This window comes from Aeromonas simiae (assembly GCF_014892695.1).
GTDB classification, from domain to species: Bacteria; Pseudomonadota; Gammaproteobacteria; order Enterobacterales; family Aeromonadaceae; genus Aeromonas; species Aeromonas simiae.
On record NZ_CP040449.1, the window covers coordinates 2012501 to 2025731 of the forward strand.

Genomic DNA, 13231 nt, shown 5'->3' on the forward strand with positions numbered 1-13231 from the left:
TTTTTCACCTCGCGCGCTACCCAGACCTCCAAGCCAGAGCCACGAATTTGGCTCGAGCGCATCGCCTTGGGGTCGCTTTGGCTGCTGCTGGTAAGCTGGATCGCGCTGCCCACGTCACTTTTGCAACAACCGGCCTGGGCGCCGCTCTACGCGCTCGCCGCCCTCGCTCACCTGATCCGCCAATCACGCTGGCGCTGGCGCGCCACCGCAGCCCACCCCCTGCTCTGGTCGCTGCACCTTGCCTATCTGTTTATTCCCCTCGGCCTCGCCGCACTGGGATGGTGGACGCTTGGCGGCGCCTTGACCTTATCGAGCGCCAGCCATTTCCTGAGTGCCGGCGCCATGGGGGGCATGATCCTCGCCATGATGGCGCGTGTCTCCCTCGGCCACACAGGGCGAGCGCTGGCGATAGGCAAGCGCATCAGCGTCGCCTTCGCCCTGTTGCTACTCTCAGCCCTGCTGCGCGCCGCCCTCCCTTTGCTGCTGCCGAGCCAGACGCTCGCCGCCTGGCACGGGGGAGCCTGGGGCTGGGTCATCGCCTACGGCCTGTTTGCCTGGGTCTATCTGCCCATCCTGAGCCAACCCCGCATCGATGGCCGTCCTGGTTAGGGATAACGAATGAGATTATGAAAGCGGGCCGCGGCCTCACCCAGATTGCGATAACCATGGGGGAGATCGGCGGCAAAGCGCACCGCCTCTCCCCGCAACAGGCGGTGCCACTGCCCCTCTATCAGCACCTCCATCTCCCCTTCCAGCACCACCACATGCTCACTCACTCCGCGCTCATGGGGTTCAGACTCGCGCTCATAGCCAGGTAGCAGGGTCAGCTCGAAGAGTTCAAACCCAAGCGTGGGATCAAACGGAAAGAGGGGGGCCACCAGCATGCCCGCCTCGCCCGGCTGGCGGCGCAGGCGCTTCGCCGAGCGAAACAGCGTCGTGGTGGCATCCGGCATGGGGCCATCGAGAAAGCTCGAAAACGAGACCTTAAAGCCAGTGGCTATCTTCCACAGGGTCGCCACGGTCGGACTCGACTCACCGCGCTCAATCTGGCCCAACATGGCCTTGCTGACGCCGGTCTCCTGAGCGGTGCGATCCAGGCTCCACCCCAGGGTCTGGCGCAGCTCGCGCATGCGGGCGGCGATCTGCTGTCCCGGGGGGAGGACGAGGGGATCCGTCATGGGGGCATCTCCTTCTTGTGCGTTATAACGCTCATCACTATAGTGAGGACAATTGTACGTTATAACGCACGGAGCACCCATGCCCTTCTCGCTTTCTCACCTCAGTGCCGGTTTCATGGCGGTGCTGGTCGGCTACACCAGCTCGGTGGTGATCATCTTGCAGGCCGCCGCCGCGGCCGGAGCGGATGCCGCCCAGACGGCCTCCTGGCTGTGGGCGCTGGGGCTCGGCATGGGGTTGACCTGTATTGGTCTCTCCCTTTACTACCGCATTCCGGTGCTCACCGCCTGGTCAACCCCGGGTGCCGCCCTGCTGGCCACCAGCTTAACGGGGGTGAGCCTGGGTGAGGCCATCGGCGCCTTCATGTTGAGCTCGGCGCTGATGGTGCTGCTGGCCTTAAGCGGCAGCGTCGATAAACTGCTGCGGGTGCTGCCCAAACCGTTGGCGGCGGCCATGCTGGCCGGCGTGCTGCTGCGCTTTGGCATCAATCTGTTTGCACCGCTGCCCGATGCCCCCTTGCTGATCCTCGGCATGCTGGCCCTCTATCTGCTGACCAAGCGCTGCGTCCCTCGCCTGGTCATGGTCGTGGTCCTCATTGGCGGAACCCTGCTCGCCGGGTGGCTGACCCCGTTTCACCTCGATGGCGTCACCCTCTTGCTCACCGAGCCGGTGTGGATGAGCCCGCGTTTCTCCTGGCATGCCCTCATCGGGGTGGGGCTCCCGCTGTTCGTGGTGACCATGGCCTCCCAAAACCTGCCCGGCATGGCGGTGCTGCATGCCCACGGTTATCACCCCAAGGCCTCCCCCCTCATTGGCTGGACCGGCCTGACCGGCCTGTTGCTCGCGCCATTCGGCGGCTTTGCCTACAACCTAGCCGCCATCACGGCCGCCATCTGCATGGGAAAAGAGGTCGACGAGGCGCCCGCACGGCGCTGGCCCGCCGCCGTCTGGGCCGGGATCTTCTATGTAATGAGCGGTCTGTTTGCCGCCAGCGTGGTGAGCTTGTTTGCCGCCTTGCCGCCGGCCCTGGTTGCCGCCATCGCGGGGCTGGCACTGCTCGGCACCATCGGCAGCAGCCTGCACGGCGCACTGGCCGAAGAGCCCAGCCGCGAGAGTGCCCTCATCACCTTCCTTGTGACCGCTTCTGGGATCAGTTGGCTTGGGATCGGCTCGGCCTTCTGGGGGATCTTGCTTGGCGCCCTGGTGTGGCAGTGGCAACGCAGATCACCGCCCCCCCTCTGCCGCTAAGAAATAGACAGGCCCTACTGGGCCTGTCTATTTCTCTTCCATGCTCTCACTCAAGGAGGGACTTATCCCACTCCAGCACCGGCCAATGACGCGCCTGCGCCAGCTCGCGCAAGGCCTTGGCCGGGTTGGTGGCGTGGGGAAATTCGGCCCATTCGAGCAAGGGAAGATCGTTGATCGAATCGCTGTAGGCAAAGCTGCCGGCGCAGGCCTTGCCGAAGCACTCATGCAGGCGCGCCACCTTGCCTTGGCGAAAGCTCAGCACCCCGCACGTCTCACCGGTAAGCCGTCCATCCACCATATCCAGTTCGATGGCGATACAGTGATCCATCCCCAAGGCGCGGGCCACAGGGGCGACGATGTGTTCGCCGCTGGCGGAGATGAGCACCAGGGTATCGCACCGCCGCTGGTGCCAAGCGATGCGATCGAGCCCCTCACGGTAGAGGCGCGGCAACAGCCACTGCTCGCAAAAGTGCTGACAGTGGCCGTCGACCCAGGCGCGCGCCTTGCCGGCCAGCGGCGCCAGGGTGAAGGCCATGTAGGCGTGCATGTCCATCTTGCCTTGGTGGTAGAGGTTCATCATGGCCTGCTCGCGGGCCAGCATGTCGGCCGGGGCCAGCCCCTGCTCCACTAGGTATTCGAGCCAGAGACTGGCGCTATCGCCACGCAGCAAGGTCTCATCGAGATCAAACAGGGCCAGCGCCATCACGCCACCTCACACAGTTGGTCAAGCGGAATCACCAGCTGTAGCGGGCGTCCCACGGGGTGCAACTCCTTGGCGCTGCGGTTGAGGGCATCGACGGTGAAGTCGGTGTCGCCGCAGCGCACCCGGTAGCGTACCACGTTGCCAAGCAGCTGCGCCTCTTCCACCACGGCGGGCAACACCCGCCGCCCCTCCCCCTCGGCGGCGCACTGGGCCAGGCTCAGAGTCTCGGGGCGCAGGGCCACGGCGCGCGTAAAGGGGCGCCCCAGCAGGCGGCTGGCGATCTCAGGTTCAAGCAGGTTGTAGCTGCCCATAAAGCCCGCCACGAAGCGGCTCGCCGGGCGGGTGTAGATCGCCTCCGGGGTGCCGGCCTGAACGATGCGCCCCTGCTCCATCAAAAAGACCCGATCCGAGAGGATCATCGCCTCCTCCTGATCGTGGGTGACAAACAAGGTGGTGAGCTCAAGCCGGCGCACGATGTCGCGAATTTGGCTGCGCAGCACCCGGCGGATCCGCGCATCGAGGGCCGAAAGCGGCTCATCGAGCAGCAGGATGCGCGGGCGCACCACCAGGGCGCGGGCTAGGGCCACCCGTTGGCGCTGACCACCGGAGAGGGCCGCCGGGTAGCGCTCGGCTAGGTGGGCGAGCTCCACCAGCTCGAGGGCCTCACGCACGGCGCGATTCAATTCACGCCCCGGCTGCGGCTTCATGCGCAGGCCGAAAGCGACGTTGTCATAGACCGTCATGGTCGGAAACAGGGCATAGCTTTGAAACACCATGCCGATGCCGCGCTGTTGCGGCGCCAGGTGGGTGATCGCCTCCCCCGCCACCTGAATGCTGCCACTGTCGACCTCGGTCAAACCGGCGATGGCGCGCAGCAGGGTCGACTTACCACACCCCGAGGGGCCGAGCAGGGTGACCAGCTCCCCCTTGCGGATGCCAAACTCGATGCCGGCAAACACCGGGGTATCGCCGTAGGACTTGTGCAGTTGACTCACTTCGAGATGAAACATGGGATGTCACCGACTAAAACGGTTGGCCGCCCAGGTGAACACCAGGGTCAGCAAGAAGTAGCTCATCACCAAGGCACTGGTGAAGTGACCCGAGGTGGAGCGCATGTTGTAGAGGTAGACCTGCAAGGTTTCATAGCGGGTGCCCACCAGCATGTTGGCAAACACGAACTCCCCGAGCAGGAACGAAAGCGACAGAAACAGGGCCGAGAGCAGCCCCTTGCGCAGGCACGGCAGCACCACCCGCATGAAGGCCACCGGGGTAGTGGCGCCGAGCAGATGGGCCGCGTCCATCAGATCCTTGAGCGGGATCGCCTGCAGGTTGTTGGCCAGCGCCCGGTACATGAAGGGGAGCATGATGGTGAACCAGGTGCCGATGAGCACCCACGGGGTGCCGACCAGCGAGTCGGCGTAGATCTGCAAGAGCCCCACCGACGAGACCACGGGGGGCACGGCAAAGGGCACCAGGATCAGCAAGTTCATCCAGGGATCGAGGCGCGGCGCGTAATAGAAGATGACCAGCACCAGGGGCACCAGCACCAAGGTGCCGAGCAGGAGCGTCCCAACGCAGACCAACAGGCTGCGGCCAAAGGCGGCCAGAAAACGGGGATCGCTCCACAGCTTGCCATACCAGGCCAGGGTCAGATCGTCTGGCAGCAGGGTCGCCCCCCAGCGGCTCGAGAGCGAATAGAGCAAGGTGGCCAGCAGGGGCAGCAGCAACAGGGCGCTCAAGGCCCATAAGCTGACACGGGCCCAGCGCGGGGCCGACGGCGAAGGGGGGCTCGCGGCGTGAGAGACATCAACCATGGGTAGCCTCCTTGTGGCGCTGGGCGCGGCGAATGAGCCATTGATTCAAGGCCGTGACCAGGCTCAAGCCGGCCATCAGCCAGACCGCCAGCGCCGCGGCGAGGTTGGGCTCGAGGAAGATGTCCCCCGACACCAGGCTGGCGATGCGGATGGTTACCAGATTGATGTTGCCGGTGGTGAGTGCATAGGCCGAGGCGTAGGCCCCCACCGCGTTGGCCAGCAGAATGATAAAGGTGGCCAACAGCGCCGGGGCCAGCACCGGCAACGCCACATGCCACACATAGCGGGTGCGGGAGGCCCCGAGCAGGGCCGCCGCGTCGCGCCAGTCATCTTGCAGGGCATCGAACGCCGGATAGAGCAGCAGCAAGGCCAGCGGGATCTGGAAATAGGTGTAGATGAGGATAAGACCGCTACCCGAGTAGAGGTTAAACCCCTCAATGACTCCCCACTGGCGCAGCAGCAGGGTCAGGGCGCCATTGACCCCCAGCACGATGATGAAGGCAAATGCCAGCGGCACGCCGCTGAAATTCCCGGTCATGGTGACAAAAGCGAGCATCACCCGGCGCACCCGCTCGCCGCTGTGGCGCAGGGCCGCCGCCCCTAGGGTTGCGATGGCAAGCCCCAGAAGGCTCGACCAGAGGCCAATTTTCAGCGAGTTGCCAAATGACTGGCGATAGAAGGGGGAGTCCCAGATGGCGCGATAGTGAGAGAGCCCCACCCCGTCCGGGGTCTGCACGCTGCCCACCAACACCCAGATCAGCGGCGCCACCTGAAACAGCAAGAACAGGGCGACAAAGGGCAGCAGCCAGAGAAACGGCAACCCGCGGCGAACCAAGCGCGCCCCCTGCACTCTGATGGGCCGGGTGGTTGACGGCGCGGTGCGGCGCACTGTCATATCGTGTTGTGTGGTCATCGCCCCTCCCCTGCCAACAGCCAGGGGAGCGCCGCCTTGTCGTGTTCAAGCCCCATCAGATCGGCCAACAAGCCACACAGGGACGTTTGCGCAATGGCCCGCTCGGGGGCGCCATGATCGAACGCCGCCCCCAGCAGCCAAAGGGGGACCTGCCGCTCTTCATCCAACGTGCCGCCGTGAGTGCGATCGCCGTTCATGCCGTGATCGGCGGTCACCACCACCTGATAGCCGGCGGCAAGCCAATGGGGCAGCACGCCCGCCAGCAGCGTGTCCATCTTGCGGGCGCGGTTGCGATACTCGGGGGAATCGAGGCCAAAGCGATGGCCCGCATCATCCACCCCCATGGGGTGCACCAGCAGAAAATCGGGGTCGTGACGGGTACGCAGCGCCTCGGCATCGGCCAGCAGGTGGCTGTCGGGGTAAGCGTCGTCCCAATAAAACAGGCCGTGCTGAATGGGCAGCGTGTCATCATGGGTAAACCGATGGTGCTCTTGCCAAGGGCTGACATTGTAAAGCTCGCTCACCCAGTAATAGGCCGCGGCCGCGGTGCGGCGCCCCTGACGGGTGGCGAGGTGAAACAGGGAGATCTGACTCGAAAGGCGGCTCACCCCGTTGTGGGTGATGCCGCTTTGCAGCGGGCTCGCGCCGGTCAGCAGGCACTCGTAGAGGGGGCGTGAGAGGGAGGGCAGCTCGCACGCGAGGCGATGATGACTCCCCTGCCCTGCCGCCACCAAGGCGGCAAGGTAGCCCATGCCATGGGCTACCCTGGCCGACAGGCCGTCCACCAACACCAGGATGACCTTGTGTCGCATCACACGCTCCTTTACTGCATGTGGATCATGACGCTCTCCTGCCACTGGCGCGGCAGGGCCTTGGAGCTTTGCTCCCAGGCGGCGTGATCGGTCACCGGCTTGGCGCTGGCGTATTGCCCGGCCGGCAGCAGCTTGGCCTTGACCTCGTCCGGCAGCACCACATTGCTGCGAATGGGGCGAGCGTAGCCACGAGCCAGATTGATTTGGCCGGCATCGGAGAGGATGTATTCACGGGCCAGCTTGGCGGCGTTGGGGTTCTTGGCCCACTTGTTGATGAGGGTGGTGTAGCCCGCCATCACCGAGCCGTCGCTTGGGATCACCACGTCAAACTTCTTGGGATCGATCTGGTCGCGGTAGTTGAGGGCGTTGAAGTCCCACAGCACCCCCACTTCCACCTCGCCCTTTTCGATATTGGCGATGGTGGGATCGTTGAGCGACAGCCGCCCCTGCTGGGCCAGCTTGCCAAACAGATCCAGCGCCGGTTTCAGGTTCTTCTCGTTGCCACCGGTGGCAAACGCCGCCGCCAGCACGCCGTTGTTGGCCTGGGAGGCCACACCCACATCCCCCAAGGTCACCTTATAGCTGCCATCGAGCAGGGAGACCCAGGAGGTGGGGCTCTTCTTCACCAGATCTTTGTTGATGAGAAACGCGATGGTGCCGGTGTAGGCGAGCATCCAGTGGCCGTCGGCGTCCTTGGCCCAGTTCGGGATATCCGACCAGGTGGAGGGCTTGTAGGGCTGGGTCACCCCCTGCTGCACCGCGATCGGGCCAAACGCCCCACCCACGTCGCCGATGTCGGCGGTGGCATTCTCTTTTTCGGCGGCAAACTTGGCGATCTCTTGGGCCGAGCTCATGTCGGTGTCCTGATGCTTGATGCCATAGATGCTGCCGAGCTGTTGCCAGGTCTCCTTCCAGTTGGCCCAGCTGTCGGGCATGCCGATGCTATAGAGCTGCCCCTCCTGGCGGGCGGCCTTCTCGATGTCGGCAAGCGAGTCTGCGGCCAGGGCCGGTTGCAGGCTGGCCATCACGGCCAAGGCGGTCACGAGTGGTGCGTTCATCATCCCATCCTTCTGGACTAGGTCAGTTAAGGTCAGAAGGGATGCTAGGGGCCGAAAATGACGGTGACGGGGCAGTTTGATGGCGTTTTGGTGACAATCGGTGCCGCTTTAACCGAACGACGGCCCTGTCACCCCTCTGTCACGGTCAGCGGGTATCTCTGCTCTGGCCTAGTCCAAGGAGCCCTTATGACCTTTGCCATCGAACACGGCCCCGTGCGCAAGAGCGAGCGCATTGCCCATGCCCTGCGCGATCTGATCCTGCGCGGCACCCTCGCACCAAGTGAGCAACTCCCGGCGGAGCGGGCCCTGAGCGAGCGCTTTGCCACCACCCGCATCACGGTGAAAGAGGCGCTGCAATGGCTCGAGGCCGAGGGGCTCATCTACCGGGCCGAGCGGCGCGGCTGGTTTGTCTCTCCTGCGCGCCTCACCTATGAGCCGGCGCGCCACCTGCACTTTCACCACTGGATCCACAGCACCGCACGCCATGCCACAACCCGCTTGCTGGGGCTGACCCAACGCTTGGCCGGCGCCGAGCAGTGTGAGTGGCTCGCGGTGGCGCCGCTCACGCCTCTGGTCGAGATCCGGCGGCTGCGCACCATCGACGCGCGCCCTGTGCTGCACGTGACTCACCAACTGCTGGCGGCGCGCTTTGTCGGGATAGAAAACGAAGATCTAGAAGGGTCGCTCACCGAGCTCTATGCCCGGCGCTTTGGCATAGCGCAGGGTCAGGCCACCCTTGAGATTGAGGCCACCGCCGCCCGCGGCGAGGTGGCTCGCTGCTTGAACCTCGCCGAAGGGAGCCAGGTGCTGCGCATTCGGCGCCGCAACTGCGATCCTTTCGGCCAATTAGTGGACGGCGACATTGAGCACTGGCGCACCGATGCGATCCGGATCCGTTTTGAAAGCAGCGTAAAAGAATGAAGCCGTTATGACGTTCAGGGGCGGGAAAGCTCGCCCCTGCCGAGATTAGAAGTGCATGGTTTCGCCATCGGCGGGAATACGCACACGCTCTTGCATACCGTGCTGCTGAACGTGATCCCGAAGCGCTTTGCGACTTAATGTCATGTGGTTGATAGCTTCCATATGGGTGGCGACGATCACCGCCTTCGGTGCCACTTGAGCGGCATGAATGATGTCGTCTTTACCCATGATGATGGAGCCGGTATAGCCCGCCAGGCGCGCATCGCCGGCGTTGATGACAATGACGTCGGGATTAAATTGGGCCAGCGTGTGATCGACATCCTTTTGCCAGATGGTATCACCCACAAAATAGATTGTTTTCGCACCACGAGCGTGGAAAACCACCCCCATGGCTTCGCCCAGCAGCGCGGCTCGCTGGGGATTAGCGTACATCTCATCCGTGCCGTGTTGACCACCGATCTTCGTCAGATGAACCCCCTCAAAGAGGGTGTCTTCATTGAGAATGCGAACATTGCGATAACCCTGATCACGAATGATCTTGGAATCCCCTTCATGCTGCACAAATACAGGGAGATCTTTAAGGATCGCATTATTATCCCCCCCATCCCAATGATCCAGATGGGTATGGGTGACGATCACCGCATCGACACCTTTCATGATGTCATTTACCGGCATCGGCAGCTCAACCAGCGGGTTGCGTAATTCGCTGTGAAAGGTGCCCGCAAAACCGGGATAGGCTCCTTTCTTGGCGAGAAAAGGGTCGAGCAAAAAGATTTTTCCGGCATACGTGATCTTCGCGGTTGCATTACGAATTTGCTGTATTTGCACCACCTGGTCGGCCACGTTTTCTGTGGTTTTCACTGCGTCTTGAGCAAATACACTCCCGGCGAGGACACTCATGGAAATGGCGATGGCACGTATTGCGATCATGGGTTGCATATTGCGGCTCCACGTAAGTATTGAGGTGAGACCGTATTGTGAATGGGCCAAGCGCCACTTAATATTGACCTGAAAGACAAGCTTCGACACATTTGGGCCACCATCATAGAGAAACAGCGCCATGTCTGATGCCGTACCCGTGGTCGCGCTGATCACCTACCCCCGCTTTAGCCCCTTCCACTTTGCAGTGCCGTACTTGGTGTTCAGCGCAGAGCTGCCCACCCAACCCCTGTTCGACCTGAAGATCGTCTCATCGGGCGCACCAAGCCTGGTGGCTGAACGGGCATTAACGGTGCAACCCGATGGCGGGCTCGAACTCACAAAAACGGCTGACATTCTGATCGTCCCCGGCTGGCACGACCTTAACGAGCCGCCCGCCCCAGATCTGACGGAGGCATTATTGTCTGCCCACGCCAGGGGGGCTCATGTGGTGGGATTGTGTTATGGCGCCTACGTGCTCGCGTATGCCGGGCTCCTCGATGGCAAGCGAGCCTCGACCCACTGGATGGCAGAGCCAGATTTTAGCCAGCGCTTTCCAAACGTTACCCTCGATATGAATGCGCTCTATGTCGAAGACAACCGGGTGATCACCTCTGCCGGCACCGGGGCCGGACTGGATTGCTCTTTGCACATAGTGCGGGAGTATTACGGGCACCAGATTGCGAATAAAATTGCGCGTACACTGGTCATTCCCCCTCACCGAGAAGGGGGCCAGGCCCAATTTATTGAGCAGCCGATAGCCTCATCAACCCAAGACGCCCAAATCAATCTGCTGCTCGATTACCTGCGAGAAAACCTTGCCCGGCCTCACTCTATTGATGAGCTGGCCAAGCGAACCACCATGAGCCGGAGAACCTTCACCCGCCACTTTCTCAAGGCCACCGGTTTACCGCTCGGTGATTGGCTCGTGAACGAGCGGCTGCAACGGGCGCGTGAACTGCTCGAAACGACGTCATTATCTATCGATAAAATCGCCGAGCTGACTGGATTTCAAACATCAGTGTCATTTCGCCAGCACTTTAAGAAAAAATGTCAGATCAGCCCCCGAGGCTGGCGCCAGGTATTCGGAAAGAGCCGCGCGGCGAAATAGTGTTCGCCTCTTCTTACTCTTTTTGGCATTACGCCGTCGATGACGTCCACTGACAAGATGCGGGGTATGGAGCATTGAGGTCAACATCATCCCCTCATTGCTTCCTATCCCCCATCCAGCACCACAGACTTCTCATATAAAAGAGCCGGCCCCAAAGGGGCCGGCTCTTTACCATGCATCAGCACGCCATATTATCGGCTGGCCGACCCCAGCGGAATTTCCGGATCGGGCTCGTGAGTGATGCGGTTACGCAAATCACGACGGATGATTTCAATCGACCAGAACCAGACCAGGTGACCGACGATCTCCGAGACATGCTCATACCAAGGCAGGCTAAGCAGCGGCGGGGTCAACCCCATCAGCGGGAAGGAGATCATGTGGACAAACAGCTGTGCCAGCGCACCGGCCAGCAGGCCTTGCCACAACTTGATCTTGGGGAAACGCTCTGCAACGACGCAATACCCCACGGCAAACACGATTGAGAAGAGGATGTGCGTCACCCCAACCCAGTTAAATACGTGACCGGCGAAGGTGTAGACCGCCTCGTTGGGATCGGCAATCCCCAGCCAGTCGCGCAAAAAGACATAGGGCGGGTTGAGGAAGTTACGCGAACAGTCGATCTGGTCTGCGGCCCGCAGCAGCGACTCAGGGGCGCAAGCACTGTTGAAGAGGTCGCTCGGGCTGCGCGGTGGCAGGGGATTTTCCGCCCCCCACTTTACAAAGGCAGAGACGATACCGGCGATAAGGCCGATAAAGGCCGCCAGCCCATAACGACGGCGCGAGGGGGGCGTTTGCTCAAAAATATTCATATAAGCTCCAACAGATAAGAGGTGAGTGCGAAACAGACATCAAGGCAATCCCATAATGCACGTTCTGGCAATTTCATCAGCGCCCCACATAGGCACGCCAATCGCCCTTGACAGAGAAAAGAGAGTCCGTCTGCATGCGCCGCCGGAGTGTAACCGAAGTGAGTCCCTGTTCGAAACCCTCTTTACCTTATGGCGGCGTTGTTTCCCAAATCAGCCAGCAAGTCATGACGTTCCCAGCCCAGGGTGAGCGCTACACTCGGGGCTTTCTGACAGGTAGGCCAAGGGTATTCAGTTTGTTCATCGCACACACGTAGGCCATGACCTCTCCCACTTGACCGTTGTAGTTACGCAGACTGATTTTCCCCGTCAGCAACTGTTTGAACCGGTACATCGCCGTCTCTGCCAGCGAGCGACGGTGATACCCCGATATCTTCTTCCAGTGCGCCAACCCTTCCTTGCGCATCACCAGCACAGCCTCATTTCTTGGATGCCCCTTTTTCCAGAGCCCCGCACTCTTGCGAGGCGGGATACAGGCTATCGCCCCTTTGCGCGAGATAAGCTGATGGCTGGCCTTGCTGTCATAGGCGCCATCTGCATAAACACGCCCCAGCTTACGCCGCAGAGGGTTAAGCAAGGTGGGCAACACCTCAGCATCATGGACATTTTCCAGCGAGACTTCCGCCGCCACGATATCGTGGCTCACCGGGTCTACCGCCAGATGCAACTTGCGCCACACTCGCCGCTTCTCAGCGCCATGTTTTCTAACCTTCCACTCGCCTTCGCCAAACACCTTCAGGCCAGTCGAGTCGATAACCAGGTCGGTGATGCGCCCCTTGCTGGGCTGCCGATAGGTCACGGTCACCGTGCGGGCCCGCTTGCTGACACAGCTATAGTCCGGTGCGCACAACGGCACATTCATCAACTCGAACAGGGAGTCGAATAGTCCCTGAGTAGCCCGCAGAGTGAGGTTGAAAATTCCCTTGAGCATCAGGAAGGTACAGATGGTCTGGTCAGTGTAAAGCTGGCTGCGGCCCCGCCGCCCATGATGGTCGTGGTAGAGCCAGTTGTTCATGACTTCGGCATCAACCCAGAAGGTGAGTGAACCTCGGTTAATCAAAGACTTGTTGTATTTAGGCCAATTGGTGATGGGGTGAAGCGACTTGCCCATAATGCAGACTTGAAGAGGATGGTGGTGATCAGATCACCAAGTCCTCTGTTAGTTCCATTCAAGCTGCATCGATTTGGGAAACAACGCCCCTTATGGCCACAAGATGGGGAGTCGCCAAGCACAATCAGGGGCACCACGCCACCATGGTGCGGGATGAAGATGAACCAACCCCTTGCTAGGAAGGCATAATTCCAACAAGGCAGGGGGAAGTAGCAATACCGCCGAGTGACCGTCTCTCCGTTGGAGTGGACAGGATATAGGCACAGCAAAAACCGCACGCAAAGAAAAAGCCCAAGCAATTGAATTGCTTGGGCTTATCATTTGGCGGTGAGGGAGGGATTCGAACCCTCGATACGTTGCCGTATACACACTTTCCAGGCGTGCTCCTTCAGCCACTCGGACACCTCACCAAATTTTGTCAGCGTAATGTTTGCTGGCTATGTAAGGCACGTGTTGCGCGCTTTTCATATCGATCTTGTCGACCGGTAACCACTTGGACACCTTGCTCAATTCATTGCTCCGCGCTGTGCGCCGGAACGGGGCGTACTTTAGGGAAATCCCCTCGCGGCGTCAACCGATT

At 61.4% G+C, this 13231-nt stretch carries 14 protein-coding genes and 1 tRNA gene (1 of these 15 only partly in view); 4 read left to right on the plus strand and 11 right to left on the minus strand.

The features are described from left to right. A protein-coding gene (locus FE240_RS09515) for an NnrS family protein (protein WP_193000496.1) crosses the window boundary here: on the plus strand, positions 1–609 show its 3' portion. Its footprint begins 588 nt before the window's first position; only the last 609 of its 1197 coding nucleotides appear in the window; its start codon lies off the left edge, out of view; it ends in the stop codon at positions 607–609. Here FE240_RS09515 and FE240_RS09520 read toward each other — a convergent pair. Beyond that, positions 606–1178, minus strand: coding sequence for a helix-turn-helix domain-containing protein (locus tag FE240_RS09520; RefSeq protein ID WP_193000498.1), 573 nt, complete (start codon positions 1176–1178; stop codon positions 606–608). The two genes, FE240_RS09515 and FE240_RS09520, sit on opposite strands and share 4 nt — an antisense overlap. Before the next feature lie 79 nt (positions 1179–1257). Between FE240_RS09520 and FE240_RS09525 the strand changes: the two genes are divergently transcribed. Continuing rightward, positions 1258–2424 carry a benzoate/H(+) symporter BenE family transporter gene (locus FE240_RS09525; protein ID WP_193000507.1) on the plus strand — a complete coding sequence of 389 codons (1167 nt, stop codon included), beginning with the start codon at positions 1258–1260 and terminating at the stop codon, positions 2422–2424. Positions 2425–2470: 46 nt separating this feature from the next. Here the strand turns inward: FE240_RS09525 and FE240_RS09530 are convergent, their stop codons facing one another. From FE240_RS09530 to FE240_RS09555, 6 genes are read right to left on the minus strand one after another with little or no spacing between them, the layout of a single operon-like run. Next, on the minus strand, positions 2471–3127 hold the full coding sequence (locus FE240_RS09530; protein WP_193000509.1) for an HAD family hydrolase: 657 nt from the start codon (positions 3125–3127) through the stop codon (positions 2471–2473). After that, positions 3127–4137 carry an ABC transporter ATP-binding protein gene (locus FE240_RS09535; protein ID WP_193000511.1) on the minus strand — a complete coding sequence of 337 codons (1011 nt, stop codon included), beginning with the start codon at positions 4135–4137 and terminating at the stop codon, positions 3127–3129. The genes FE240_RS09530 and FE240_RS09535 overlap by 1 nt, the downstream gene beginning before the upstream one ends. Before the next feature lie 6 nt (positions 4138–4143). Continuing rightward, positions 4144–4941 carry an ABC transporter permease gene (locus FE240_RS09540; protein WP_226798780.1) on the minus strand — a complete coding sequence of 266 codons (798 nt, stop codon included), beginning with the start codon at positions 4939–4941 and terminating at the stop codon, positions 4144–4146. Continuing rightward, the gene (locus FE240_RS09545) at positions 4934–5854 is read right to left on the minus strand and encodes an ABC transporter permease (protein ID WP_404800017.1); all 921 of its coding nucleotides are present in this window, start codon (positions 5852–5854) and stop codon (positions 4934–4936) included. The genes FE240_RS09540 and FE240_RS09545 overlap by 8 nt, the downstream gene beginning before the upstream one ends. Further along, positions 5851–6666, minus strand: coding sequence for an alkaline phosphatase family protein (locus tag FE240_RS09550; RefSeq protein ID WP_193000513.1), 816 nt, complete (start codon positions 6664–6666; stop codon positions 5851–5853). The genes FE240_RS09545 and FE240_RS09550 overlap by 4 nt, the downstream gene beginning before the upstream one ends. 11 nt (positions 6667–6677) lie before the next feature. Continuing rightward, on the minus strand, positions 6678–7724 hold the full coding sequence (locus FE240_RS09555; RefSeq protein WP_193000515.1) for an ABC transporter substrate-binding protein: 1047 nt from the start codon (positions 7722–7724) through the stop codon (positions 6678–6680). 186 nt (positions 7725–7910) lie between these two features. On the opposite strand from FE240_RS09555, the gene FE240_RS09560 reads away from it, so the two are divergent. Next, positions 7911–8645, plus strand: coding sequence for a UTRA domain-containing protein (locus FE240_RS09560; protein WP_193000516.1), 735 nt, complete (start codon positions 7911–7913; stop codon positions 8643–8645). A gap of 45 nt (positions 8646–8690) precedes the next feature. On the opposite strand, the gene FE240_RS09565 is transcribed toward FE240_RS09560, so the two are convergent. Further along, entirely contained in the window at positions 8691–9707 is a 1017-nt protein-coding gene (locus FE240_RS09565; RefSeq protein ID WP_226798781.1) for an MBL fold metallo-hydrolase, read from the minus strand. Between FE240_RS09565 and FE240_RS09570 the strand changes: the two genes are divergently transcribed. Continuing rightward, entirely contained in the window at positions 9706–10674 is a 969-nt protein-coding gene (locus FE240_RS09570) for a GlxA family transcriptional regulator (protein ID WP_193000517.1), read from the plus strand. The two genes, FE240_RS09565 and FE240_RS09570, sit on opposite strands and share 2 nt — an antisense overlap. A 191-nt stretch (positions 10675–10865) precedes the next feature. Here the strand turns inward: FE240_RS09570 and FE240_RS09575 are convergent, their stop codons facing one another. The 3 genes from FE240_RS09575 to FE240_RS09585 form a co-directional block, all read right to left on the minus strand. Beyond that, positions 10866–11483, minus strand: coding sequence for a YagU family protein (locus tag FE240_RS09575; protein ID WP_042048337.1), 618 nt, complete (start codon positions 11481–11483; stop codon positions 10866–10868). 250 nt (positions 11484–11733) lie between these two features. Continuing rightward, on the minus strand, positions 11734–12651 hold the full coding sequence (locus FE240_RS09580) for an IS5 family transposase (protein WP_193000518.1): 918 nt from the start codon (positions 12649–12651) through the stop codon (positions 11734–11736). Between the two features lie 322 nt (positions 12652–12973). Further along, a tRNA-Ser gene (locus FE240_RS09585) sits at positions 12974–13061 on the minus strand. Positions 13062–13231 lie beyond the last annotated feature (170 nt).

Excerpts from the sequence above, each read along its gene's own strand:
- FE240_RS09540 (WP_226798780.1), bottom strand. The coding sequence starts at position 4,941 with ATGGTTGATGTCTCTCACGCCGCGAGCCCCCCTTCGCCGTCGGCCCCG.
- FE240_RS09535 (WP_193000511.1), bottom strand. The coding sequence starts at position 4,137 with ATGTTTCATCTCGAAGTGAGTCAACTGCACAAGTCCTACGGCGATACC.
- FE240_RS09565 (WP_226798781.1), bottom strand. The coding sequence starts at position 9,707 with ATGGCGCTGTTTCTCTATGATGGTGGCCCAAATGTGTCGAAGCTTGTC.
- FE240_RS09550 (WP_193000513.1), bottom strand. The coding sequence starts at position 6,666 with ATGCGACACAAGGTCATCCTGGTGTTGGTGGACGGCCTGTCGGCCAGG.
- FE240_RS09580 (WP_193000518.1), bottom strand. The coding sequence starts at position 12,651 with ATGGGCAAGTCGCTTCACCCCATCACCAATTGGCCTAAATACAACAAG.
- FE240_RS09520 (WP_193000498.1), bottom strand. The coding sequence starts at position 1,178 with ATGACGGATCCCCTCGTCCTCCCCCCGGGACAGCAGATCGCCGCCCGC.
- FE240_RS09560 (WP_193000516.1), top strand. The coding sequence starts at position 7,911 with ATGACCTTTGCCATCGAACACGGCCCCGTGCGCAAGAGCGAGCGCATT.
- FE240_RS09570 (WP_193000517.1), top strand. The coding sequence starts at position 9,706 with ATGTCTGATGCCGTACCCGTGGTCGCGCTGATCACCTACCCCCGCTTT.
- FE240_RS09575 (WP_042048337.1), bottom strand. The coding sequence starts at position 11,483 with ATGAATATTTTTGAGCAAACGCCCCCCTCGCGCCGTCGTTATGGGCTG.
- FE240_RS09545 (WP_404800017.1), bottom strand. The coding sequence starts at position 5,854 with ATGACCACACAACACGATATGACAGTGCGCCGCACCGCGCCGTCAACC.
- FE240_RS09525 (WP_193000507.1), top strand. The coding sequence starts at position 1,258 with ATGCCCTTCTCGCTTTCTCACCTCAGTGCCGGTTTCATGGCGGTGCTG.
- FE240_RS09530 (WP_193000509.1), bottom strand. The coding sequence starts at position 3,127 with ATGGCGCTGGCCCTGTTTGATCTCGATGAGACCTTGCTGCGTGGCGAT.
- FE240_RS09555 (WP_193000515.1), bottom strand. The coding sequence starts at position 7,724 with ATGAACGCACCACTCGTGACCGCCTTGGCCGTGATGGCCAGCCTGCAA.